The sequence below is a fragment of the Thermoactinospora rubra genome (assembly GCF_002093975.1).
GTDB lineage: Bacteria > Actinomycetota > Actinomycetes > Streptosporangiales > Streptosporangiaceae > Nonomuraea > Nonomuraea rubra_A.
In genome coordinates this window covers 1-22,539 of record NZ_KZ084334.1, presented here as the reverse complement: position 1 = coordinate 22,539, position 22,539 = coordinate 1, and the positions used below count along the sequence as shown (strand labels likewise).

General features: G+C 72.3%; 24 protein-coding genes and 1 pseudogene. 18 read left to right on the top strand and 7 right to left on the bottom strand.

Annotated features, from left to right (window positions below; genetic code table 11):
* Positions 1-172 precede the first annotated feature (172 nt).
* Genes BSB02_RS13775 through BSB02_RS13735 form a run of 9 tightly spaced genes read left to right on the top strand, consistent with a single transcriptional unit; the run spans position 173 to position 10,978 of the window.
* A complete protein-coding gene (locus BSB02_RS13775; protein WP_158088623.1) occupies positions 173-1,444 on the top strand; it encodes an ABC transporter substrate-binding protein in 1,272 nt (423 codons plus the stop codon).
* A gap of 14 nt (positions 1,445-1,458) precedes the next feature.
* Positions 1,459-2,478, top strand: a complete 1,020-nt coding sequence (locus BSB02_RS13770; protein ID WP_084959180.1) for a Gfo/Idh/MocA family protein — start codon at positions 1,459-1,461, stop codon at positions 2,476-2,478.
* An 8-nt stretch (positions 2,479-2,486) separates the two neighbouring features.
* Complete coding sequence (locus BSB02_RS13765) at positions 2,487-4,718, top strand: heparinase II/III family protein (RefSeq protein ID WP_158088622.1); 2,232 nt, start codon at positions 2,487-2,489, stop codon at positions 4,716-4,718.
* Positions 4,719-5,933: a DegT/DnrJ/EryC1/StrS family aminotransferase gene (locus BSB02_RS13760; RefSeq protein WP_084959178.1), complete on the top strand. Its 1,215-nt coding sequence runs from the start codon at positions 4,719-4,721 to the stop codon at positions 5,931-5,933.
* Positions 5,930-6,670, top strand: coding sequence for an amidohydrolase family protein (locus BSB02_RS13755; RefSeq protein ID WP_084959177.1), 741 nt, complete (start codon positions 5,930-5,932; stop codon positions 6,668-6,670). Before BSB02_RS13760 ends, BSB02_RS13755 begins: the two co-directional genes overlap by 4 nt.
* Positions 6,667-7,470 carry an amidohydrolase family protein gene (locus BSB02_RS13750; protein ID WP_084959176.1) on the top strand — a complete coding sequence of 268 codons (804 nt, stop codon included), beginning with the start codon at positions 6,667-6,669 and terminating at the stop codon, positions 7,468-7,470. Before BSB02_RS13755 ends, BSB02_RS13750 begins: the two co-directional genes overlap by 4 nt.
* Positions 7,467-8,384 (top strand): fumarylacetoacetate hydrolase family protein, encoded by a 918-nt coding sequence (locus BSB02_RS13745; RefSeq protein ID WP_084959175.1) that lies wholly within the window; start codon positions 7,467-7,469, stop codon positions 8,382-8,384. The genes BSB02_RS13750 and BSB02_RS13745 overlap by 4 nt, the downstream gene beginning before the upstream one ends.
* Entirely contained in the window at positions 8,384-9,625 is a 1,242-nt protein-coding gene (locus BSB02_RS13740) for a DegT/DnrJ/EryC1/StrS family aminotransferase (protein WP_084959174.1), read from the top strand. The genes BSB02_RS13745 and BSB02_RS13740 overlap by 1 nt, the downstream gene beginning before the upstream one ends.
* Positions 9,626-9,679: 54 nt before the next feature.
* A complete protein-coding gene (locus tag BSB02_RS13735) occupies positions 9,680-10,978 on the top strand; it encodes a transcriptional regulator (protein ID WP_143590620.1) in 1,299 nt (432 codons plus the stop codon).
* Positions 10,979-11,433: 455 nt separating this feature from the next.
* Here the strand turns inward: BSB02_RS13735 and BSB02_RS13725 are convergent, their stop codons facing one another.
* Positions 11,434-12,261, bottom strand: coding sequence for an alpha/beta fold hydrolase (locus tag BSB02_RS13725; RefSeq protein WP_084959172.1), 828 nt, complete (start codon positions 12,259-12,261; stop codon positions 11,434-11,436).
* 172 nt (positions 12,262-12,433) lie between these two features.
* On the opposite strand from BSB02_RS13725, the gene BSB02_RS42965 reads away from it, so the two are divergent.
* A complete protein-coding gene (locus BSB02_RS42965; RefSeq protein ID WP_084959171.1) occupies positions 12,434-13,387 on the top strand; it encodes a LysR family transcriptional regulator in 954 nt (317 codons plus the stop codon).
* 46 nt (positions 13,388-13,433) lie between these two features.
* Here BSB02_RS42965 and BSB02_RS13715 read toward each other — a convergent pair whose 3' ends face one another.
* Positions 13,434-14,351, bottom strand: a complete 918-nt coding sequence (locus tag BSB02_RS13715; RefSeq protein ID WP_084959170.1) for an alpha/beta hydrolase family protein — start codon at positions 14,349-14,351, stop codon at positions 13,434-13,436.
* A gap of 182 nt (positions 14,352-14,533) precedes the next feature.
* Between BSB02_RS13715 and BSB02_RS13710 the strand changes: the two genes are divergently transcribed.
* Positions 14,534-15,124, top strand: coding sequence for a TetR/AcrR family transcriptional regulator (locus BSB02_RS13710; protein ID WP_084959169.1), 591 nt, complete (start codon positions 14,534-14,536; stop codon positions 15,122-15,124).
* A 35-nt stretch (positions 15,125-15,159) separates the two neighbouring features.
* Here the strand turns inward: BSB02_RS13710 and BSB02_RS13705 are convergent, their stop codons facing one another.
* From BSB02_RS13705 to BSB02_RS13695, 3 genes are all read right to left on the bottom strand, one after another.
* Positions 15,160-15,402 (bottom strand): hypothetical protein, encoded by a 243-nt coding sequence (locus BSB02_RS13705; protein ID WP_084959168.1) that lies wholly within the window; start codon positions 15,400-15,402, stop codon positions 15,160-15,162.
* A gap of 169 nt (positions 15,403-15,571) precedes the next feature.
* Positions 15,572-16,432, bottom strand: coding sequence for an NmrA family NAD(P)-binding protein (locus BSB02_RS13700; protein WP_084959167.1), 861 nt, complete (start codon positions 16,430-16,432; stop codon positions 15,572-15,574).
* Between the two features lie 91 nt (positions 16,433-16,523).
* Entirely contained in the window at positions 16,524-17,735 is a 1,212-nt protein-coding gene (locus tag BSB02_RS13695; protein ID WP_084959166.1) for a PP2C family protein-serine/threonine phosphatase, read from the bottom strand.
* A 134-nt stretch (positions 17,736-17,869) separates the two neighbouring features.
* Here BSB02_RS13695 and BSB02_RS13690 point away from each other — a divergent pair.
* The 4 genes and pseudogenes from BSB02_RS13690 to BSB02_RS13675 all read left to right on the top strand — a co-directional run.
* Positions 17,870-18,043: pseudogene (locus BSB02_RS13690) on the top strand (LysR family transcriptional regulator); the annotation flags it as partial.
* 55 nt (positions 18,044-18,098) lie between these two features.
* Positions 18,099-18,644 carry a LysR family substrate-binding domain-containing protein gene (locus BSB02_RS13685; protein ID WP_084959165.1) on the top strand — a complete coding sequence of 182 codons (546 nt, stop codon included), beginning with the start codon at positions 18,099-18,101 and terminating at the stop codon, positions 18,642-18,644.
* Positions 18,645-18,782: 138 nt separating this feature from the next.
* The gene (locus BSB02_RS13680) at positions 18,783-20,111 is read left to right on the top strand and encodes a DUF5994 family protein (protein ID WP_084959164.1); all 1,329 of its coding nucleotides are present in this window, start codon (positions 18,783-18,785) and stop codon (positions 20,109-20,111) included.
* A gap of 158 nt (positions 20,112-20,269) precedes the next feature.
* Positions 20,270-20,476 (top strand): cold-shock protein, encoded by a 207-nt coding sequence (locus BSB02_RS13675; protein ID WP_084959163.1) that lies wholly within the window; start codon positions 20,270-20,272, stop codon positions 20,474-20,476.
* Positions 20,477-20,545: 69 nt separating this feature from the next.
* On the opposite strand, the gene BSB02_RS13670 is transcribed toward BSB02_RS13675, so the two are convergent.
* Positions 20,546-20,806, bottom strand: coding sequence for a hypothetical protein (locus BSB02_RS13670; protein ID WP_084959162.1), 261 nt, complete (start codon positions 20,804-20,806; stop codon positions 20,546-20,548).
* Positions 20,807-20,883: 77 nt separating this feature from the next.
* On the opposite strand from BSB02_RS13670, the gene BSB02_RS13665 reads away from it, so the two are divergent.
* Positions 20,884-21,132, top strand: a complete 249-nt coding sequence (locus BSB02_RS13665) for a hypothetical protein (RefSeq protein ID WP_143590618.1) — start codon at positions 20,884-20,886, stop codon at positions 21,130-21,132.
* 196 nt (positions 21,133-21,328) lie between these two features.
* Here BSB02_RS13665 and BSB02_RS13660 read toward each other — a convergent pair whose 3' ends face one another.
* On the bottom strand, positions 21,329-21,541 hold the full coding sequence (locus tag BSB02_RS13660) for a hypothetical protein (protein ID WP_206184677.1): 213 nt from the start codon (positions 21,539-21,541) through the stop codon (positions 21,329-21,331).
* A 3-nt stretch (positions 21,542-21,544) separates the two neighbouring features.
* Here BSB02_RS13660 and BSB02_RS13655 point away from each other — a divergent pair, with 3 nt between their 5' ends.
* Both BSB02_RS13655 and BSB02_RS13650 read left to right on the top strand, forming a co-directional pair.
* Complete coding sequence (locus tag BSB02_RS13655) at positions 21,545-21,853, top strand: GNAT family N-acetyltransferase (protein ID WP_084959160.1); 309 nt, start codon at positions 21,545-21,547, stop codon at positions 21,851-21,853.
* A 269-nt stretch (positions 21,854-22,122) separates the two neighbouring features.
* Positions 22,123-22,539 (top strand): phosphoketolase family protein (locus BSB02_RS13650; protein ID WP_476756184.1); only part of this gene is annotated, 417 nt, incomplete at its 3' end.

Sequence of the window (22,539 nt, the reverse complement as noted above, 5' to 3'; positions counted from 1 at the left end):
CGTGCTCGACCGCTGGTTGCTCTTGACACCCACACCGCTCGCTATAACCTTGGTCCGGAACAGCCTTTAAGGACCGTAGAAATTAAGGCGAAGCTAGCCCCCCAGTCAGCAGGGTGTCAACCACCCCACCGATCCCCGGAGGCCATCGGTGTCAGTCCGCAGAAGAATCAGAGTGCTCGCCGCCTGCGCGGCGCTCGCCGTCGGCGTGACGGCCTGCGTCCCCGGCACGTCGAAGGACGACACGGCGAGCGGCGGCAGCGGCCCGGTCAACCTGACGTTCTGGACCATCAACCTGAAGAAGAACTTCGGCGACTACGTCCAGGGCCTGATCGACGGCTACCGCAAGGACCACCCCGACGTCACCCTGACGTGGGTCGACGTGCCGGGCAACGACGTGGTGCCGAAGCTGCTGTCCGCGGTCGCCAGCGGCGACGTGCCGGACGTGGTCAACCTGACCAACCTGAACCTCGAGCAGTTCGTGCCCGCGCTGGCCGACCTGACCCCCTACGTCACCCCGGAGCAGCGCAAGGGCTACCAGCCGACGCTGCTCGCGCCGCTGGAGCGCGACGGCAAGCTCGTCGGCCTGCCCTGGTACAACGGCGGCTCCCCGGTGTCGATCATCAACACCGAGCTGGTCAAGAAGGCCGGCCTCGACCCGGCCGACCCGCCGGAGAACTTCACTGAGGCGATGGAATGGGGCAAGCGCGTGCACGCCGCCGACTCCGCCACCTACGGCATGAACGGCATCCCCAACGACATCATCCTGGAGATGGAGGGCGTGCCGCTGCTGACGCCCGACAAGAAGAAGGCCGGGTTCAACACCCCGCAGGCGCAGGCCGTACTCAAGCAGTGGGCGCAGGGCATGAAGGACGGCGCGATCGCCCCCGGCGCCACCGTCAAGGACGAGCGCCAGTACCCGCAGACGCTGGCCAACCGGCAGGTCGCCTTCGCGGCGCTGAGCTTCCCCGCGGTCCTGGTGGGCCTGCAGAAGAACAACCCCGACGTGTACGCCAAGATGGCCGTCGGCCCCGGCGCGCTCGGCGCGGCCGGGACCTACGTCGTGCCGGACCAGCAGACCTTCGTGGTGCCCGCGAAGAGCAAGAACGTCAAGGCCGCGGCCGAGTTCGCGCTCTACCTCACCAACGCCGCGAACCAGACCGCGTTCTGCAAGCTCGCCCCCATCTATCCCTCGACGGTGGAGTCGCTGAAGGATCCGCTGTTCAGCCAGCCCAAGGACGACAGCCTCATCGACAAGGCGCGCGCGCAGATCGCCAAGCAGCTGCCCAAGACCACGCTGTCGTCGATGGGCACCGGTAAGGACGAGGAGCTGCGCGAGCGGCTGCGGGAGCAGATCCGGGCCTTCATGTCCGGCACGAAGACGGCGCAGCAGGCGCTCGCCGACGCCGAGCGCGAGTGGAACGACCTGCTCGCCGCCACCAACTAAGGAGTCATCGAACCATGGACGCAGTGCGGGTGGGCATCGTCGGCGCGGGCATCATGGGCCGGGCGCACGCCGAAGCCGTCGCCGGCCACCACGCGGCGGTGCTCACGGCCGTGTCGAGCCGTACCGAGGCCGGCGCCGCGGCGCTCGCCGAGCAGACGGGCGCCCGGGTGCACCTCGACCACGAGGCACTCGTGAGCGACCCCGAGGTCGACCTGGTGGTGGTCGCCACCCCCGACCACCACCACGCCGACGTGGTCGTCGCCGCCGCCGAGGCCGGCAAGCACGTCCTGGTGGAAAAGCCGTTCACCACCTCCGTCGCCGACGCCGAGCGCGCGCTCGCCGCGGTCCGGCGTGCCGGGGTCAAGGGCATGACGCTGTTCAACCACCGGTGGGTGCCGGCCTACGCGCAGGCCAAGAGCCGGATCGAGGCCGGTGACCTCGGCGCGCCGGTGCTCGGGTACGCCCGCAAGAACGACACCATCTACGTGCCGACCGAGATGCTGCCGTGGGCGGCGGGCACCACCCCCGCGTGGTTCCTGTCCAGCCACGACATCGACCTGATGTGCTGGCTGTTCGACGACACGATCGTCGAGGTCTACGCCAACGCGGTGTCCGGGGTGCTGCGCGGCAGGGGCATCGACACCCCGGACGCCATACAGGCGCAGGCGCGGTTCGCCCGCGGCGGGATCGCCACCTTCGAGGCCTGCTGGACCTACCCCAACACCTTCCCCACCATGACCGACTCGTTCGTCGAGGTGATCGGCACGGACGGGGTGATCCACCTCGACCGCAAGCGCGAGCAGATCGAGATCGCCACGCAGAAGGACTTCACCTACCCCCGCAACCTGCTGCTGCGCACCGTGCACGGCCGTGCGGCGGGCGCGGCGCGCGACGCCGTCTGGCACATGATCGACTGCGTGGCGCACGACCGGGAGCCGCTGATCACGCTGGAGAGCTCGCTGCACGTGACCGCCGTGCTGGAGGCCGTGCACGCCTCGATCGACAGCGGCCGGCCGGTGCCGGTGGGCTCATGACCGGACCCATGACCGGACCTATGACCGGCTTCGTGGAGAAGCCGCCGCACGTGGACACCCGCCGCATGCGGCACATCCCCGACGCCGACCTGCTCGCCGCCTTCGGCGCCCCGAGCATCGCCGCGCTGCGTGACCACCTGGCCGGGCGGGACGTCGCCCCGGCGATGGACCCGCTGCGGTGGGCCCGCCGGGCCGGGCCGCAGGCCAGGGCGGCGACTCTCGCCCAGGCCGAGAAGCTGCTGGGCAAGCCGGTGGACTTCCTCGACCCGGCACACGGCAGGTCCGGCCTCTACGGCTTCCACTACCTCCACTGGGCACAGCCGCTCACCCGCGCCTACGCCCTGACCGGCGACGAGCGTTACCTCGCCGAGTTCGCCGCCATCGTGGACGCCTGGTACGCCTCCCGCGACTCGGTGAAGGGCGAGTGGCCCGGGCTGGACGTCGTCTGGTACACCCTGGGCGTCGCGGGCCGGGCACAGGTCTTCATGGAGGCGCTGCACGTCTTCGGCACGGCCATGCCGGAGGCGAGCTGGGCGCGCATGCTCAAGACGGTGCTCGGCGGCGCGCGCTGGCTGGCCGAGGAGCACACCGCGTTCCGGCACGGCAACTGGCAGCTGGCCGGGTGCTCGGTCCTGGCCCAGATCGCGGCGTTCCTGCCCGAGGCGGCCGAGTCGGCCGGGTGGGCGCGGCTGGCGCACCGGCGGCTGCTCGAACACCTGGAGCTGGACGTGTACGCCGACGGCGGCCACTACGAGCGGGCGCCGTCCTACCACACGATGTGCCTGGGCGCGCTGCAGTTCGCGGCGATCGCGGGAGAGCAGCGGCTCGGCTGGGACCTGGTCGCGCACCCCCGGTTCGCCGCCATGCACGACTGGCTGCTGTCGATCACCTCGCCCGGGGGCTGGGTGCCGCCGTTCAACGACTCGCATCTCGTCCGCAGCGCCGAGCTGCTGCTGCGCGGCCACTACCTGCTGGAGCGGCCGCACTACAAGGACGCGGCGGTGCGCGGGCTGCCCGCCGGGCGGATCGCCGAGGTGCTGTCCTGGCTGCCGCCCCGGCCCGGCCGCGGCGACCCGGTCGAGGAGTTCGAGCGGGCGCCGAGCGCGGCCGCCCCCGAGCGGTCGGCCTGGCTGGCGCACAGCAAGTTCGCCGTGCAGCGGGCCGCTGAGGGCGGGTTGTTCGCCGTGGTGAACTGCGGGCCGCTGATCGAACACGAGCTGGAGACCCACAGCCACCGCACGGTGCTGGACTTCGTGCTCGCCGCCTTCGGCAGGCCGCTGGCCTGGGAGGCGGGCGGCCCGGACAGCTACGACGACCCGGCCTACCAGAGCTGGTACCGGGCGGGGCGGGCGCACAACACGGTGCTGCTGCCCGGCCGCGAGATGGCCGACGAGCACGACGCCCGGGTCGAGCACGTGCTGATGTCACCGGTGGCCGACGTGCTGGCCGCCACGCACGACGGGCTGGGCGTACGGCACCGCCGCCAGGTGGTGCTGGTCAAGCCGGACGCCGGGACGCCGGGCTACTGGGTGATCACCGACGAGGTGGCCGAGGAGTTCGAGTGGACCCTGAACGGCCTGTCGCCCTGGCGGGAGACGCCGGGCGGGTACCGTTCGTCGTCGGCTCCCGGCCTGGTCGTGCTGAGCCCGTCGACGCCGGTCAAGGCCCGCTTCACGGAGGGCGCCACCACGGTGCCCACCACGGCCGGCGCCGAAGCCGGCACCCTGCACGGGCTCAGCCTCACCTACCGTCCCGGCACGGTCACCCACGTCCTGGTTCCCTACGCGGCCGAGCCACCGGAGCTGACCGTCGAGCCGGGCCCAGTCGAAGCGGGCGCAGTCGAACCGGGCACAGTCGTGCGGAGCGGCCGGTCCACGGTCACGCTGGGCGACGGCTGCCTGGTGCGCGCCGACGGCGGCGCGATCTCCTCGGCCGTGCTGTGGAGCGGCACACGCATCGAGTACGGCGGCCGCGAGGTGCTGGCCGCCGTCACCGGTGAGCTTCGGTCGGCGGTGCTCACCCGCGCGGACGGCCGCACCAGCGCGGAACTCACGTGCGCTAGCCGTACGGGCGTGCGATTGGCGGCGGAACCGGGCTCGGTGGTCCGGCTCAACGACGTCGTGCTTCCCCTGACCACGGCGGACGGATGGGCGCACGTGGTGCTGCCCGCCGCGGGCACGTGGTCGGTCCACATCGAGTCGGTCCACATCGAGTCGGTTGACATCGAAAGGAACAGCTGAATGCCCACCAGCAACCCGGTCCGGGCCAGGCCGTGGCCGTCGTGGCCGCGGCACGACGCCGCCGAAGCCGAGGCGCTGCGCCGCGTCGTCGAATCCGGCGAGTGGAACGGGGTCGACGCGCCCGCGGTGCTCGCCTTCGAGCGGGCCTACGCCGAATTCCTCGGCGCCGAGCACGTCGTCACCTGCACCAACGGCACGGTGAGCCTGGAGATCGCCATGGCGGCGCTGGGCATCGGCAGCGGCGACGAGGTGATCGTGCCGCCCTATACGTTCCTGGCCACCGCCTCGGCGGTGCTGAAGGTCAACGCGCTGCCGGTGTTCGCCGACATCGACCCCGACACCTACTGCATCGACCCGGACGCCGTCGAGGCCGCGATCGGCCCGAACACCACAGCGGTGATCGCCGTGCACTTCGCCGGCCACCCGGCCGACCTGGACCGCCTGCGCGACATCTGCTCGCGGCACGGGCTCGCCCTCATCGAGGACAGCGCCCACGCGCACGGCGCCTCCTGGAAGGGGCAGGCCGTCGGCACGTTCGGCGAGTTCGGCTCCTGGTCGTTCCAGGGCTCGAAGAACCTCACCGGCGGCGAGGGCGGCGCGCTCAGCACCGGCGACGCGCGACTCGCCGCGACCGCACGCGAGCTGCGCAACTGCGGCCGCCGCCCCGGGTTCGGCTGGTACGACCACTTCTCCCTCGGCGGCAACTGGCGGCTCACGGCGTTCCAGGCGGCGGTGCTGTCGGCCGGGCTGGCGCGCCTGCCGGAGCAGATCGCCCGCCGCGAGGCGTGCGCCGAGCTGCTGGACCGGGAACTGGCCGAGCTGCCGGGCATCGTACCGCTGGCCCGCGATCCCCGCACGACCGCGCACGCCCACCACCTGTACGCCTTCAGGTACCGGGCCGAGGAGTTCGGCGGCCCGCCGCTCCCGGAGTTCTGTCAGGCGTTGCAGGAGCACGGCATCCCGGCCACGCCGGGCTACCCGCGCCCGCTGCCGCGCCAGCCGTTGTTCGCCGAGCGGAACTTCGACGTGGCGGCCACCGGGTGGCGGCCGGAGCACGTGCCGACCCGGTACGCCGAGCTGGACCTGCCGGTGTGCGAGCGGGCATGCGCGGAGACCGTGTGGCTGCCGCACAACCTGCTGCTGGCCGAGCCGGAGGAGATGTGGGACGTGGTGACCGCGGTGGCGCTGGTGCGGAAGGCGAAGCGGACCGCATGAGACGAACCGAACTGCTGGACGTCAACGCCATGATCGGCCGGCTGCCCGCCGAGGACGTCGGCGACGGCGGCGTCGCCGAGCTGCGCAGGACCATGGAACGGCTGCGCATCGGCAGCGCGCTGGTCGCGCATTCCGCGGCGTGGCGGCACGACCCCGCCGAGGGCAACCGGCTGCTCCTGGAGGAGATCGCCGGCGACGAGCGGCTCCTGCCGTGCTGGGTCGGGCTGCCCGACACCTGCGGCGAGGTCGGACCCGGCTTCGTGGCGAACGCGGTCGCGAGCGGGGTGCGGGCGATCCGGCTGTATCCGCACGACCACGGCTTCCAGCTGGCCGGACCGGACGTCGCGCCCCTGCTGGAGGAGATGGCCGAGGCCGGTCTGCCGCTGCTGCTGGACATGGATCAGACGTCCTGGCCCGAGATCGAGCAGGTGGCGAGCGCACGCCCCGAGCTGCACGTGGTGGTGTGCCGGGTCGGGTACCGCAAGCTGCGCGAGCTGGCCGGGGTGCTCGGCCGCAACGCCAACGTGCACGTCGACCTGTCCTACCTGGGCAGCCACCTCGGCCTGGAGTGGCTGGTCGAACGGTTCGGGACGCGCAGCGTGCTGTTCGGCACGGGGATGCCGCTACGCGATCCGGCCGACGCGGTCACCCGGCTGCTGTGGTCGGAACTGGACGACGAGGCCGTGCGCGCGGTCGGCGCCGGATCGGCACGCGAGCTGCTGCGGGGCGCCGCATGACGGCCGATGCCCTGACGGGGCCGGTGCTGGAGCGCGCGCCGCTGCGGGGCGTGGACGTGATCGACGCGCATGCCCACCTCGGCCCCTACAGCCGCTTCTACACACCCGACCCGAGTGCCGCGGCCATGGTGCGGGTGATGGACCGCTGCGGCGTACGGCGTGCCGTACTCTCCTCGACCCACGGCATCGAGCTGGACGCGCGGCGCGGCAACGAGGCGGCCGCGGCGGCCGTGCGCGAGTTCCCCGACCGGCTCAGCGCCTACATCGTGCTGAACCCCCACCAGGACCCGGAAGGCGAGCTGGCCAGGTGGGCGGGGGCGCCCGGCATGATCGGCGTCAAGCTGCACCCGGACCTGCACCGCTACCCGCTCAACGGGCCGCGGTACCGGGTGGCGTGGGAGTGGGCGCAGCAGACCGGCGCCCCCGTGCTCACCCACACCTGGACGGGATCCGACGTGGACGATCCGGCGCTGCTGGGTGAGGTCTTCGAGCGCTATCCCGATGTGAAGGTGCTGGCCGGGCACGCGGGCGCGGTGGCGGAGGGCTTCCCGAAGGTCATCGACCTGGCCGCCCGCTTCCCCAACCTGTACCTGGAGATCTGCGGATCGTTCTTCACCGGCCGCTGGCTCGCGCGGATGGTCGGCGAGCTCGGCGCGCACCGCGTGATCTACGGCTCGGACTTCCCCTTCATCGATCTTCGCTACTCCATCGGCCGGGTGCTCTTCGCCGAGCTCTCCCTGGCCGATCGGCGCACCGTGCTCGGCGGCGCCTACCAAGCCCTGTTGAAGGAGCAGCTGTGAGGCTTTGCTACATCCACCTCGCCGGCGAGCAGCGCCTGGCCATCGGCTGCCCGGACGGCGCCGGATACCGCGTGGTGCCGGTCGAGCTGGTCGACCCGTCGGCGCCGCGGGACGCGCTGGACCTGCTGGAGCGGGCCGACCGCGCCGAGCTGGCGGCCAAGGCCGCGGAGCTGGCGGCGGCGCGCGCCGAGGGGACCTTCGCCGAGGAGGAGGTCACCTTCGCCCCGGCGGTGCGGGGCATGTCGAAGATCGTCTGCCTCGCGCTGAACTACCGCGCCCACGCCGAGGAGGGCGGGTTCACGCCGCCGGAACGGCCGGTGATCTTCCTCAAGGGCCCGAACACACTGGCCGGGCACGGCGCGGAGATCAGCGTGCCGCCCGCGACCCGGCGGATCGACCACGAGGGCGAGCTCGTGGTGGTGGTCGGGCGCCGGATCAGGAACCTGGGCGCCGGCGAGGACTGGCGGACGGCGGTCGCCGGCTACTCGGTCATGAACGACCTGACCGCGCGGGACTTCCAGCTCGCCGACATCGAGGCCCGCCATCCGTGGGACCTCAGCAAGAGCATCGACGGCTACGGCCCGGTCGGCCCGTGGCTGGTCAGCCCGGACGAGGTGCCCGACCCGCAGGACCTGGAGCTGGAGGTGCGGGTGGACGGCGAGATCCGGCAACGCTCCAGCACCAGCAAGATGATCTTCGGCATGGGCGAGCTGCTGCGGCGGCTGTCCGCGCTGATGACCCTGGAACGCGGCGACGTGATCGCCACCGGCACGCCCGACGGCATCGGGCCGGTGCCCGACGGCGGCACGGTCGAGGTGCGCATCGGCACCGTCGGCACGCTGCGCAACCGGGTGCGGTTCGAGCACGGTTTCGAGCACGGTTTCGAGCACGGTTTCGAGCACGGGGAGAGCTGATGTCCACGCTCGCGCTGCACGGCGGCACACCCGTGCGTACGGCTCCGCTGCCCGGCCCGACCGAGCCAGCCGGCCGTACCATCGGCCCGGAGGAGGCGGCGGCCGTGCGCAGGGTGCTGGACAGCGCCCACCTGTGCGCCAGCGGGGGCACCGAGGTGCCGGCGCTGGAACGGGAGTTCGCCGCCTACCACGGGGTCAGGCACGCGGTGGCGTGCAGTTCCGGTACGGCGGCGCTGCACCTGGCGGTGGGCGCGGTGGACCCCGCGCCGGGCGATGAGATCATCACCACGCCGATCACCGACTTCGGTACGGTGATCCCGATCCTGGCGCAGAACGCGGTCCCCGTGTTCGCCGACGTCGACCCGCGCACCGGCCTGCTGGACCCGGCCTCGGTCGAGGCGAACGTCTCCGAGCGGACCCGCGCGATCATCGCGGTGCACCTGATGGGCGCTCCGGCGCCGATCGCCGAGCTGGCCGAGCTCGCCCGGGCGCACGACCTGGTGCTGATCGAGGACTGCGCCCAGGCGTACCTCACCGAGCTCCCCGGCGGCGCGCTCGCCGGCACCGCCGGGCACGTCGGGTGTTTCAGCCTGCAGCAGTACAAGCACATCACCAGCGGCGACGGCGGGTTGGCGATCACCGGCGACGAACGGCTGGCGACGGCGATGCGGCTGTTCGCCGACAAGGGTTGGCCCCGGCACACCGGGCGGCGCACGCACCTGTCGCTGGGCATGAACTACCGGATGACCGAGCTGCAGGCCGCGGTGGCGCGGGCGCAGCTGCCCAAGCTGGCCGGCGTGGTCAGCCGGCGTCGGGCGACGGCCAAACGGCTCGCCGAACGGCTGGCCGGGCTGCCCGGCCTGACCGTGCCCGCCGACCTCGACAGTCATGCCGTGTGGCTGTTCCCGGTGGTGCTCGACCCGGCTCTGCCGTCCAATGAGGAGTGGGCGAAAGCGCTGGCCGCCGAGGGCGTCCCGGTCTCCGCGGGTTACCTGAGCATGCCGGCCTACCGTTATCCGGTGCTGGCCGAACGCAATCTCTATGGCGGTTCGGCATTTCCGCTCACCGCGCCGCCCGCGCGAAAAGAGTGGCATTATCCGGAAGGATTGTGCCCGAACGCGGAGCGGCTCATCGGGCGGACGTGGCTGGTGGTGTCGTGGAATGAGGCCTACACCGATTCCGACGCCGACGACATCGCCGAGGCGTTCGCCAAGGTGCACGCCGAGTTCGTGTCAACGTGACGCCGGAGGGATAGACTGGGCGGCCGATCAGGGGTAGGAGGAGTGCGAGAATCGTTGGCGACTCTCAGCGATGCAGCCACGCCGCGCCGGCCGGTGGTGGGGGTCGTCGCGCCCGACGACCTGATCGAGCGCATCTTGGAGGTCGGCGCGGGAATGGCGGCCGCCGGAGTGCTGGATTTCGAGTTGGCCGGCATTTCCTACGCCGATGAGCTGGAGATTCCCCGGGCGTTGCAGAGGGTCCAAAGCGACCTGGACGCATGCCTTTTCGCCGGGCCGCTGCCGCACGATCTGGCGCAGGAATCGGGCGTGCTCGACGTGCCGGCCACCTCCATACCGCTGTCCGGTTCCGCCCTGTTCGGGACGTTGCTGCGGGCGAAGCTCGAACTCGGCGTCGACGTGGGCCGGGTGAGCATCGACTCGGTTCCCGAGCGGGAGGTGCGGGAGGCCTACTCCGACGTCCGGCTGCCCAGCGACGGGGTGCGTGTCTACGAGTACCGCGACCCGGGTTCGCCCGCCGAGTTCCTCGACTTCCACCGCGAGCAATGGCGCAGCGGCACGACGACGCTGGCGCTGACCAGCGTCCGCACCGTGGCGCAACGCCTCGAGAGCGAGAGCGTCCCGGTCCTGCTGATGCGCCCGACCACCGCGACGATTCGGCTGGCGGTGCGCACGGCGGCGCTGCTCGGCATCGGCAGCCGCCTCGAGGAGGCGCAGATCGTCGTGGGCATCGTGAAGCTGCCCGCCGACACCCCGGCGGGACCGGGCCGCAACGAGCTGCGGCTGGCGGTGCACACGGTGCTGCTCAAGGAAGCCCGGCGGATGGGGGCGACCGTGCTGCCCGACGGCGAGGACGGCTTCTACGTGATCGCGACCTACGGGTCCCTGGTGACGGCGACCAACGACCTCACCGAACAGCCGTTCGTCCGGCGGGTGCGGGAGGAACTGGGCCTGGCGATCGAGATCGGGATCGGGCTGGGCAGTACGGCACAGGCGGCCGAAGCCGACGCGCGCAAGGCGCTGACCCGTCCCGGCGCCTCGCTGCCGAGGAGCGCGCTGCTGCGATCGGGCAGGCCGGACGCCCGCCAGGTGCTGCGGGAGGACAAGCGGGCGAAGGCGCTGGTGACGCTGGAGAAGCTGGCGCGGGCGGCCGGCGCGGGCGGCGACGCACCGCTGGTGGTCGACGCGGGCACGGTGGCGGAGCTGCTGGACATGACGCCGCGGGCCGCGCGCCGTGTGCTGCTGAACCTCATCGAACAGGGCCTGGCCTGGCAGCTGCCGCCGGCGCGGTCGACCGGTCCCGGCAGGCCCCGGCAGACCTACCGGTTGCTGGTCGAACAGCTGCACGCCAGTTGACCAGGACGCCGGCCTGGGGGAGGGGCATTCAGCCTGCAGTGCTCTCGGGTCAGTGCTCTCCGGTCAGTGCTCTCCGGTCAGCGCCGGGACGCCTGGACCCGTCAGTTCGCCGGCGTCGATCCCCGCGTCGGTCGCGATCAAGCGCAGCCCACGTGCGCGTTTCTTGCCCCCGCCGAGCGCCACGCCGGTGCGGAGCTGGTGACGCAGCGCGGTGGCGACGTGCGCGACCGGACAGCTCCGGCTGAGGCCGAGCGGGCCCCGGACACAGTGACGGCGTGGCCCACCGCTCGGCGGGGAGGGCCTCCAGGTCCCGGATCAGTGCCTCGCGTTCGGCGTGGACCACGGTCCAGATGTCGTTCACGTCTGCCCCCGCTGGTGGGACCGAGCTGTCGTGTGCAGGCTTCCGTACCCGGAGCTTGACGAGAGAACGTTCGCGGGCCGGGCCGTACGGGATCTCAGCGCAGGACGGCCCGCAACCGGGCGGCGAAACGGCCGGGGTGGTCGGCGAAGCCGGTGTGGTCGCCGGGGAAGATGACGGGCTCGAGGCCCAGCGCCGCGGCCAGCGCCCGGGAGGTCCGGTCGCACAGCTGCCCGGCGGAGTCCTCGCCGATGCCGACCACGACGTCGACCGGCGAAGCCCGGAGCAGGTCCAGGTCGGGGCGCCACCGGGTGGTGGCCCGCATCTCGTGGGCGAACCAGCGGCGTTCGTCGGCCACCGCCTGCGGGTCGCGGTCACCGCCGAACATCGCCTCCAGCGCCTCCTCGGGCACGTCGATGCCGGCCTGCGCCATGACCTTCGCCCAGGCCCCGGCCACGTCGCCGGCGAGATAGGCGGCGACGAGGTCGTCGGTCGCGGCGTGGAGCCGCTCGCGGTCCGGCAGCAGCTCGATCAGCGGCGGTTCGTGGGCGACGACCGCGCGGACCTGCTCGGGGCGGGCCTGCGCCAGCGCCAGCGCGGTGACCGCGCCGCCGCTGGAGCCCAGGACCGTGGCCGGTCCGGCCTCCAGACGGGTCAGCAGCAGGGACAGGTCCTCCGCGCGCAGCTCCGGCGTGGAATCCTGGTCCGGGTCGTCGAGCGGGCTGCGGTTGATGCCGCGCGGGTCGGTGGTGAGCACGGTGTGGTCGGCGGCCAGCAGGTCGGCCAGCGGCTCGAAGGAGGTGGCGTCCATCGGGGCGCCGACGAGCGCCACGAGCGGCCCCTGGCCGCGCACCTCGTAGTACAGGCGTCCGCCCGGGATCTCGATGACGTGGCCGGCGGCGGGAACGGTCGATGCCTGGGTCATGGGAACAGTCCTCCTGGTCACGGGGTCGGGGGTCCAGCCGGCGATGCGGCCATGGTGCCCCCCTCCACGGCGGAACTCGTGAGGCGATCCTGATCGATCCCCCCGCATGCGGTCCAACACTTGTTCGAGCTCCACTTACGCGCCTGCTGTGTTAACCGGGTAGAACGGAGCCGTGTCCGACAACGTGGAGATCCGGCTGCTGCGCAACTTCGTGGCCGTGGCGGAGGAGCTGCATTTCAGCCGCGCCGCCCAACGGCTCTTCCTGGCGCAGCAGGTCCTCAGCCGCGACATCCGGCGCCTGGAGGACCGGCTGGGTGTGCGGTTGCTGGAGCGATCCACCCGCCGCGTCACGCTCACCTCCGCGGGCAGCCTGCTGCTGGGCCGGGCACGGGAGATCCTGGCGCTTTACGACTCGACCGTGCTGGATCTGCACGGCGGGCCACGATCGCTGACCGTCGACGTCGTCGGCTCCGGCCTGACCCCCGCGCTGGTGCTGACGGCGGCACGGGCGCGGGCTCCAGGCGTGGAGTTCTTCGCCCGCTTCCACACCGGCACCGAGGCGGCCGCGCCGCTGGTGCTGTCCGGACGCCTGGATGTCACCTTCGGCCGCAGTCCAGGGCCGCTCGACGGGGTGCACGACCGCGTCGTCCGGTATGAGCCCATCGCCGTCCTGCTGCCCGAGCATCACGCGCTGGCCCGCCTGGACGTCGTGCCCCTGGAATCGCTGCGCGGCACCGGGGTGTGCATCCGCGCCGGCAACCACGCGACGCCCGGGTGGGAGCACGCGGTGCTCCAGCTGCTGGCCCCCTTCGGGGTGGACCCGGCCGCGGCGCATCCGCACGTCCAGGGCGTCGACGAGCTCGGCCGGCACATCCGCGACCGCAACGCCCCCATCCTCACCCTGACGACCCAGCCGGCCGTCCCCGGAGCCGTCCTGCGCCCGCTCACCGACCCGGTCGCCCTGTTTCCCTGGACGATGATGTGGCACGCCGGTCTCGATCACCCCGGCCTGCGCGCCCTCCACGAGGCGGTGGACGACCTGACCGCCACGCACGACTGGCTCTCGGCGCCGGACCACGCCTGGCTCCCCGAACCCGAGGCGAGCCGGCCAGCCGGGTCGAGATGACCGCGGACCACCGAGCCCGGCCGCCCCGGCTCACCGGCGGGCCCGCCTACTTGTTCTGCAGCTTCCCCAGCGGGTGGGGATCCTCCTCCAGCGCGGAGCGCGCCGCCTGCCAGGCGGTGTCCCCGGGGTAGAGGGCGCTGCGCAGGTAAGCCCAGGTGAGCCGCTGGATCAGCGCGACGCGCTCGGGACTCTCGTCCGTCGTCTCCGCGACCTCGTACCCCGCGATGCCGCCGAGGGAGTGCTCGGCCTCGAACAGCGTGAGCAGGCTCTTGCTCCCCGGGCTGAGGAAGTAGGGGTCGGTGAACCAGTCCGGCCCCCGGGTGGACAGCGCGGACTGGTCCCGGTCCCCGGCGACGATGAGAGCCGGCGTGGTCATGCGGTCGAAGGACGGCTTCATGAAGGGAAAGTTCTCGGCCGCGAAGGGAGTCAGGTCGTCGCCCCGGCCGGGCATGGCGAGCAGGACGCCCGCCTTGACTCGCGGGTCGGACAAGTCCTCCCCGGGAACGCCGTCGGCGCCGAGCACTCGCGCGCCCAGCAGCGTGCCGGCTGTCTGAGCTCCCCAGGAGTGGCCTGCCACGGCGATGCGGCCGCGGTCGAGGCGCCCCCTGAGGCCCGGCACGGAAGCCTCCAAGGCGTCGAGCTCGTCGATGACGCGCTTGAGATCCTCGACGCGGAAGCGCCAGATCCGCGGTGTGCGGGGGTCGTCGGCGGGCAGGCCGAGCGTCCTTGAGTCGAGGTGGGTGGGCTGCACGACCACGAAGCCGTGGGCGGCCCAGAAGTCCGCCAGCGGGGCGTAGCCGTTCATCGACCAGCCGAAGCCGTGCGAGAAGACGATGACGGGCAGGTCGCCGCCGGTCGCGGGCGCGGATACGCGGACCTGGAGGTCCTCGCCGCGGTCCGGGGCGGGCAGGACGACCGGCTTCGCGGACATGACCGTCGTGGGCGCGATGGTGGAGCTGGACATGGCTGTGCCCTTCGTTTGGTTCCTTGGCGGGGCGGTGTGCCGGGCCCGAGAAGCGTGCCGGTACCGCGTGGCCTGGTCGTCGGGTCCCTGGTCTGGCATCATGAGAAAACGGGACGTTGTCCCGATTAAAGATACGGGACCTTGTCCCGTTTAGCAATCTCGTGGCGGAGGGAAACGGCGGGATGAACGAGAGCGACCGGAGGGCGGGGCAGGCGGCCCGGCCCAAGCGAGCCGATGCCCGGCGCAACGAGAAGACCCTGCTCGACGCGGCCGCCGCGATCTTCGTGACCTCAGGCGTGGATGCCCCGATTCGCGACATCGCGGCCAAGGCCGGTGTCGGGACGGCCACGATCTACCGCCACTTCCCGACCCGGGCGGACCTGATCATCGCCGTCTACCGGCACCAGATCGAGGCCTGCGCCGAGGCCGGCCCGGCCCTGCTGGAGTCCAGCGCGACCCCCTACGCCGCGCTCGAGCAATGGATCGGCCTCTTCGCCGACTTCCTGGTCACCAAGCACGGGCTCGCCGCCGTGCTCCAGCCCGGCACTCCCGGCTTCGACGCGCTGCACGCCTACTTCCTCGACCGCCTCCTGCCCGTCTGCGGCCGGCTGCTCGAAGCCGCGGCCGCCTCGGGCGAGATACGCTCCGGCCTGCAGCCCTACGAGCTCATGCGCGGCGTCGGGAACCTCTGCATCGGCGCGGACAGCGACCCCCGCTACGACGCGCGCCGCATGGTCGGGCTCCTCATCGCGGGGCTGCGCCAACCGCGCTGACCCTGGGCCGAGCTTCCGGCCGCGGCCGTGTTCGGCTACTCCTGCTTGTGGACCGTCACAGCCTGGATCCCCGGCAGAAGGACCGTGTGGACGGGGGATTCGTGTCTCGCCGCGGCGGACCCGTGCGCGTACTCGTCGAGGACGACGACCTGCCGAGTGCGGTCCAGCTCGACGACGACTCCCTTGAGCGACTGGCCACCGGCCAGGTGGACCGTCACCCGCTGCTGACCGCCTTCCAGGCCGGACAGCAGATCCGTCCATGCGTCCGCGGCCGTCATGAGGCCTCCTTGTGGAGCATCAGCCACTCGGCCACGGTCATGTCTCCTCTGGAACGCGGGCACGGCACGGTGTCCACGCCTCCCGCGGGAAGCGGCGGACCGCGAAGCGGAGGGGCGGACGCCGTCTCCCCTCCATTGTCGCAGACCAAGGTGCCTTTCCCGCCCGATCTCAGGGCTGGACGACGGTTTCCCCGATGAGCTGGGACAGCGAGCACGCCGGGCGGCCGATGAGGCGGGGAAGGTCGTCGCCGACCTGCGAGGCGGGGCCGTCCCGTCCGGAGCGCCGCCGGTGGTCGTCCCACTCGGCGAGGGCGCCGCTGTGCCAGAGGTCGAGCCCGCTGGCGGCATAGGCCCGTTCCGATGCGGGGGGCGGGCTGTCGACATAGGTGACCCTGGTCGCCAGGACCTTGGTCAGCTGGTCGGCGATGTCCTGGTACGACAGCGCCTCCGGGCCGGTGAGGACGTAGGCGTTGCCCGCGTGACCGGGCTGGGCGAGCACCGCGTGGGCGGCGGCGGCCACGTCCCGCGCGTCGACCATGCTGACCCTGACCTGGCCCATCGACGCGCGGAAGCGGCCTCGGGCGTCGACCGAGACGAGGATGGCGGCCAGGCAGTCCTGCATGCAGGAGTTGGGGCGCAGGATGACGAACGGCACCCCGGACTCCGCCAGCGCGACGTCGCTCAGGCCGTGGCCCCTCATGAGCACGCCCGGCGAGGCCGGATCCGCGCCCATCATCGAGCAGCGGACGAACAGCCTCACCTGCGCGCGCATCGCCGCGGCCACGGCGTGTCGCGTCCAGGCCACCGTGTCCGGCGAGGGCGGGGTCGCCATCAGGACCCGGTCCGCGCCGCGCATGGCCCGGCCCAGGCTGTCACCGTCCGCCAGGTCGCCGACGACGGTCTCCACGCCTGGGAGCTGGAGGTGAGCTCCGGCGTGGCGCGCCAGGACCCTCACGCTCTGCCCGGAGCGGGCCAGGACGCGGACCGCTTCGGCGCCGAGCCGGCTGCGCGCGCCGATGACCAGGATCATGCGATTCCCTTCGGGTACGCGCCCAGCTCAGCACATCTGCGCGCGGACGGAAACCCCCGAGTCGGACTCGTCTCATCAGGCGCCGTGACAATCATCCGGATGCCGGCACCCGTACGGCGAGCAGGGCGACGTCGTCGTCCTCGTTGGGAGCCACCAGCTCGTCGCAGAACGTCTGGATGTCCGCCAGGGCCAGCGCCGCCGCCTGCCTGCGCAGCCTGATCATGCTGCGGTCGATCGGCTCCGTGCGGCGCTCGATCAGCCCGTCGGTGTAGAGCAGGACGGTCGAGCGCGGGGGCAACGCCTCGACGGCGTCGTGACGGGGGAGGGTGGCGTCGAAGCCGAGAAGCGGAGCGTGGCCGCCCTCCAGGAAGTGGGTACGGCCGTCCGCGCCCACGAGCAACGGCGCGGGATGGCCGGCATTGGTCCACCGAAGACGCCAGGGGCCGGACGGCGGGCCCTCGACCCGGGCCAGGACCATGGTGGTGAAGAACCCGCCGCCCAGCCCGGCGAGGGCCAGGTCCAGGCGGGCCACGATCCGCGCCGGCGATTCGCGCCGGTCGAAGGCGAGCGCGCGGAGCATGTTGCGCACCTCGCCCATCTGCGCGGCGGCGTCGATGTCGTGACCGGCGACGTCTCCGATCACCAGGGCGGGCACCCGGTCGGGGAGCCGGAAGACGTCGTACCAGTCTCCCCCGACGCGGGAGGACTCGCGGGCCGGCAGGTACCGGGCGGCCACCTCCAGCGGGCCGAGGTCGGGCAGCCTGGGCAGCAACGCCTGCTGAAGCCGGTAGGCCATCTCGTGCTGCAAGCCGTACAGGCGCGCGTTGTCGACGGCGAGCGCGGCCCGATGCGCCAGGTCCTCCACGATCGGCAGGTCGTCGTCGGTCAGCGCCTCGCCGGGATCGAAGCGGGCCAGCGTCAGCGCCCCCAGCACCTGGCCTCGCACGCGCAAGGGGGCCACGATCGCCGAGTCGGCGCCGAGAAGCCGGCGGAGCTGGACAAGCGCCTCCTGCACCGAACCGTCGGCCTGGCCGCCCCCGGCCGAGCGGCCGATCAGCATCGGGCCGGAGCCGCGGAGCGTCCGCAGGAGCGGCGCCTCCACCTCCCTCGGCAACGGGCCCAGCTTCTCGGACAGGTGGCCGGCATGCTCTTCCAGGCCCCGGCGGGCCACGCTCACGCGCCGCACGTGCCCGCCCTCCACGCCGCCTTCCACCACGTCGACCGCGCACCAGTCCGCCAGCCTGGGCACCAGGAGCCGGGCCAGCCGCTGCAGCGTGGTGTCGACGTCCAGGCTGCTGTTCATCGCCGTGGAGACCTCGGAGAGCAGTCCCAGGTACTCGAGCGCGTCCAGTTCCCACCCTCCTTAGCCACCGGTTCCATCTCACCACGTGCGGGCTTGTCTACGCTGGAACGAGCAGACCAAATGAAGGCGGCTTCATGGAGCTGCGGCAGATCCGGTATTTCGTCACGCTTGCCGAAGAACTCCACTTCGGGCGGGCCGCGCTGCGGGAGCACATCGTGCAGTCGGTGTTGAGCCAGCAGGTGCGAAGGCTGGAGCGGGAGCTGGGGGTCCGGCTGCTGGACCGCACCACCCATCGCGTGGCGTTGACCGAGGCGGGCCGGGTGTTCCTGGTCGAAGCGCGGCAGATCCTCGCCCACGTCGACCGTGCCGCCCAGGCTGCCCGCAGCGCCGCGTCGCAGGCCCCCGCGCTGCGGGCGGGCCTCGTTGACGCCGCCGGCGGTGGCCTCGGAGCTCGTCCGCCTCGACCGGCTGGGCGTGCTGGTGCCCGGCACGCACCCGTTCGCCGCCCAGGACGGCGTCCCGGTCATCGCGCTCGCCGGCGAACGTCTCCTGCTGGGCGAGGAGGACCGCGCTCCGGAGTTCAACCAGTTCGTCGTGGAGCTGTGCCGTTCGAAGGGCTTCGTCCCCGCCGTCTACGAGGGGACGGTGGAGAGCACGCGGGCCGCGGCCGACCTCGTCCTCCAGGGCCGATGCCTGCTGTGCCTTCCCTCCTCCGCCGCCGCCTCCAGCCGCCCGGGCACCGTCTGGAAGCCGCTGGTGGAGCCGGAGACCTGGTATCCGTGGTCGTTGCTGTGGCGGGCGGGCGACCGGTCACCGTACGTCGAGGCCGTCATCGAAGCCGCCAGGCACCTCGCCCGGCGGCTCGGCTGGCTGGAAACCGGCGGCGCCTTGGCGGACCGGCTCGGATGATCGGCCGGTGCGCTCCTGTCCGGCGCCCGCCGCGAGGCGTACGGTGGAGGGGACCGAGGACATTCCACAGGTCGGCAGTCAGCCGGCGATGCCCCGGACGAGCAGCCGGCTCCACGAGCCGGAGACGGGCGGCACGCCATGACGCCGAACTCGCCGGCACCATCCACTTCGGCAGGCGGTGCCGAGCTCCCGGGTGCCAGGCTGCTGCTGGAGCCGACGCTCACCCGCGAGGGCATGTTCGACGGCGCCTGGTGGCCCAGGTCCCGCGATCCGCAGCGCGAACTCCCGGCTCTCCTCGCCGCCCTCGACCCCCGCTTCGGCCCGGTCCTGCGGGTACGGCTCGATCCGGACGCCTGGGACGTCGTCCCCCACCACCTCGTGATGAAGGGCCGATTCCTCCGGATCAGCTACCTGCCCGGGACCGCGGGGACGATCAGGGTGATCCGCGGCGACCAGGACGGCCTGCTGCTCCTGGTGATCCCGCCGGACACGGCCGAATCCGTGGCCGAGGCCGCGATGGCCGCCGCGGCGTGCCCTGGAAGCAGCATGTTCGCCGCCGACATCCTGGCCCGCGGCGCGACCGCCCGGCCGGCGTCCGGCGCGGAACCCGCGCCGCCTCCCGTTCGAGGCTCCGCCGTACGCCCGTACGGCTCCGCCGACCTGGCGGCGACGCTGGCGCTGGTGAACGCCGACCGCCTTCCCGGCCAGCCGGCGTGCTCCCCCCGGATGCTCGGCGACGCGGTGACGGGGACGTCGGCCGGCAACCCCCTTCCCTGGGCGGAGCTCGATCCGCCGCACACCGATGTGCTGGTCGACAAGGCGGGCGCCGTGCTCGGCGCCGTGTCGTACGCGGTGCGCCCCCGAGACGATGCGGGGTTGATCCTCTGGTTGCACGCTCGTGAGGTCCCGGCCGTCGTCGAGATCCTGGTCGAGCACGCGCTGCGCCGCCTGAGGCGCAGATCCGCCGTGCACGCCTTCGCGTTCGCCTCGGCGCTGAACCCGACCCTGGCCGCCCTCCCGGCGGCACGCCGCCCGGTCACCTCCCTCGTCCTGGAGCAGGCGGGCTTCTCCAGCTCCGACTCGTGGCGCTACCTGCGCCGCGTGTCGGCCGGCATCCGCCCGGTGGCCGTGAGCTCACAGATCCAGGTCGCGCCGAGTTCGGTCCCTTCGGGCTGGTGGCTGACCATCCCCGGCCACGACCTCGCCGCCGAGGCCGTCGCCGCGACGCCGTCGGACGGCGTCGGCACCCTGTGGTGGTTCGGGCCCGACGCCGCCCACGCCGACCAGGAACTCGACCGGGCCCTGCTGGACCGGGCGCTCGCCCTGCTCTACGCGCACGGAGCGCACGAGGCCGTCCTCTACGCCGACGGCGAGGGCGCGTCCCTCTTCGACACGGCCGGATTCGCGTTGGTCGACCGGCTCTACACCTACACCCGAAACGACACCGCGGCCTCCCGGGTGTGCTAGGCTCACAGACGTTGTGGTAACCCATAGGGACTTTAGATGCACCTGAGGGCTGTGACCTCGGGTGCGTTTTTTGTTTGCCGGTCATCTCCGGATGGGCTCATCACCGACGAGGAATCCGCACAGGGCGGACTCCACTTCTGCCTGTCAAGGAGATCGACATGAGCACCGGAACCGTGAAGTGGTTCAACGCTGAAAAGGGCTTCGGCTTCATCGAGCAGGACGGCGGCGCCGGCGACGTCTTCGCGCACTACTCCAACATCGTCTCCCAGGGCGGTTACCGGGAGCTGCACGAGGGCCAGCGGGTGGCCTTCGACGTCACGCAGGGCCAGAAGGGCCTGCAGGCCGAGAACATCGTTCCCGCCTGACCTTTTGCCGCCCAGGCATCGGGCCCGCACCGTTCGCCGGTGCGGGCCTTCCTGATGGAACCGGGCCTGTCAGCCGGGCCGGCGGAGCGCACGGCGCACGGCCAGGCCGCCGAGGACCGCCGCCGCGAGCGCCAGGATTCCCGCCTCGGTCCACTGGAAGCGCCAGAACCTGGACGGCGGATGGCAGTACACCGCGTACCGGTATCCCTTGCCGAACAGGCACTGCTCCCACGCCTCGGCGTAGTGGTCGCTCACCTGGAACAGCGTGAACATCGTCACCGTCACGCCGGCCACGACCAGCGCCATCGCCGGCAGCGTGCGCCGGAACACCGCGCCGGCCAGCGTGCCCAGCGCGAACGCATACAGCCACCACGCCGACCATGTTGAACACGCCGATGTTGCCGAACGTGGAGTCGACCCCCGTCCTGAACACCGGCCGCCACAGGCTCACCATGAGCGAAAGCAGCAGCCCACCGGCCACGACCGCCCCGCCCAGGACCGCCAGCTTGACCGCCGGCCACCGCCACACGGGCACGGACTGGGTCCAGGCCAGGCGGTGGGTGCCGCGCTCGTACTCGCGGCCGAGCAGCGGCGCTCCCCAGAGCGCCCCGATCAACGCCGGCGCCACCAGCGGCATCCAGCCGAACACCGAGTAGACCGCGTCGTAGCGCTGCCCGAGCGCCGCCGCGAGGTCCCCGCACGCCACGGCGGCTCCCGGGCAGCCGGGCGGGGCGTGCTCGGCCACATACCGGCTCGCCTCGACCGCCGAGCCCAGCAGCAGCACGCCCAGCAGCGCCAGGAAGCCTGTGGTCACGAGGATCTGCGCCCGGTGCCGGCGCCAGGTCACCCAGATCACGCGCCCACCCCCGTCAGCCCCGGCAGTGCCGCCGACTCGGGGCTGCGCAGGTAGCCCATGACCGGCTCCTCCAGCCCGGGGCGCCGCGCCTGCCAGCGCGGATCGGGCGGGGGCGCGCCCCTGACCAGCATGCTGACCTGCCTGCCGGTACGGCTCGCGCCCACCACCCGCGTCCCCGCCGCCGAGGCCTCTTCCGGTCCGGTGAGCACGAGATGCTCGTCGAGCAGGTCCTCGATGCCGCCGCTGACCTGCAGCCGGCCCCCGTTCAGCCAGGAACTGCCTCATCTGCTCGGACCACGGGCCGCCTGCTGATCGCACGGGCCGGCGGGGAGGAAGGACAGGTCGTCGGCACCGGCGCGCTCAAGCCCGTCGACGCGACGACGGGGGAGATCAAGGCCCTGTACCGATCGCTGGGCTTTACGGAGATCCCCATCTTCGATCACACCGAAGCCGGCTTGTCCAACCTCGAACCTTTCATGATCTTCATGGGGCTGAGCCTCGGCCAGGCGACGCGCCTCTGATCTCCAACCCCTGCACGCCGCCAACGACGTCACGTGCCGCGTCGCCTTCCAGAGCCCCGGCGTGCGATTCGGGGAGGCGTGGAAGGCCACGCCCCCGCGTAACGGTGCAGGTCGGCACCGTTTTCCCTGACCGGCGCCCGGGCGGTCTCGATCATCGGCCGCGCCTTCCGGACCTCCCCCAAATGGGCGATCAGAGGTGGCGGACGGCCCGACGGGGTAGGGACCAAGGTCTCTGCAGGAACGAGGGACCGCGCGGAAGGCTCACAGGCATGGACGGCATGGACAGGATCGACGCCTACTGGCGCGCCGCCAACTACCTCTCCGTCGGGCAGATCTACCTGCTGGACAATCCCCTGCTCGCCGAGCCGCTGCGGCCCGAGTACATCAAGCCGCGGCTGCTGGGCCACTGGGGCACCACGCCGGGGCTGACCTTCTGCTTCGCCCACCTCAACCGGATCATCGCCGAGCGCGACCAGGACATGATCTACATCGCCGGGCCCGGGCACGGCGGCCCGGCGGCGGTGGCGCACGCCTGGCTGGAGGGCACCTATAGCGAGAAATATCCGGATATCTCCCAGGATGCGGTGGGCATGCGGCGGCTGTTCCGCCAGTTCTCCTTCCCCGGCGGCGTGCCCAGCCATGTGGCCCCCGAGACGCCCGGCTCCATCCACGAGGGCGGCGAGCTG

Excerpts from the sequence above, each read along its gene's own strand:
- BSB02_RS13770 (WP_084959180.1), top strand. The coding sequence starts at position 1,459 with ATGGACGCAGTGCGGGTGGGCATCGTCGGCGCGGGCATCATGGGCCGG.
- BSB02_RS13765 (WP_158088622.1), top strand. The coding sequence starts at position 2,487 with ATGACCGGACCTATGACCGGCTTCGTGGAGAAGCCGCCGCACGTGGAC.
- BSB02_RS13760 (WP_084959178.1), top strand. The coding sequence starts at position 4,719 with ATGCCCACCAGCAACCCGGTCCGGGCCAGGCCGTGGCCGTCGTGGCCG.
- BSB02_RS13755 (WP_084959177.1), top strand. The coding sequence starts at position 5,930 with ATGAGACGAACCGAACTGCTGGACGTCAACGCCATGATCGGCCGGCTG.
- BSB02_RS13750 (WP_084959176.1), top strand. The coding sequence starts at position 6,667 with ATGACGGCCGATGCCCTGACGGGGCCGGTGCTGGAGCGCGCGCCGCTG.
- BSB02_RS13740 (WP_084959174.1), top strand. The coding sequence starts at position 8,384 with ATGTCCACGCTCGCGCTGCACGGCGGCACACCCGTGCGTACGGCTCCG.
- BSB02_RS13725 (WP_084959172.1), bottom strand. The coding sequence starts at position 12,261 with ATGACCCAGGCATCGACCGTTCCCGCCGCCGGCCACGTCATCGAGATC.
- BSB02_RS13715 (WP_084959170.1), bottom strand. The coding sequence starts at position 14,351 with ATGTCCAGCTCCACCATCGCGCCCACGACGGTCATGTCCGCGAAGCCG.
- BSB02_RS13710 (WP_084959169.1), top strand. The coding sequence starts at position 14,534 with ATGAACGAGAGCGACCGGAGGGCGGGGCAGGCGGCCCGGCCCAAGCGA.
- BSB02_RS13705 (WP_084959168.1), bottom strand. The coding sequence starts at position 15,402 with ATGACGGCCGCGGACGCATGGACGGATCTGCTGTCCGGCCTGGAAGGC.
- BSB02_RS13700 (WP_084959167.1), bottom strand. The coding sequence starts at position 16,432 with ATGATCCTGGTCATCGGCGCGCGCAGCCGGCTCGGCGCCGAAGCGGTC.
- BSB02_RS13695 (WP_084959166.1), bottom strand. The coding sequence starts at position 17,735 with ATGAACAGCAGCCTGGACGTCGACACCACGCTGCAGCGGCTGGCCCGG.
- BSB02_RS13680 (WP_084959164.1), top strand. The coding sequence starts at position 18,783 with ATGACGCCGAACTCGCCGGCACCATCCACTTCGGCAGGCGGTGCCGAG.
- BSB02_RS13675 (WP_084959163.1), top strand. The coding sequence starts at position 20,270 with ATGAGCACCGGAACCGTGAAGTGGTTCAACGCTGAAAAGGGCTTCGGC.
- BSB02_RS13655 (WP_084959160.1), top strand. The coding sequence starts at position 21,545 with ATGCTCGTCGAGCAGGTCCTCGATGCCGCCGCTGACCTGCAGCCGGCC.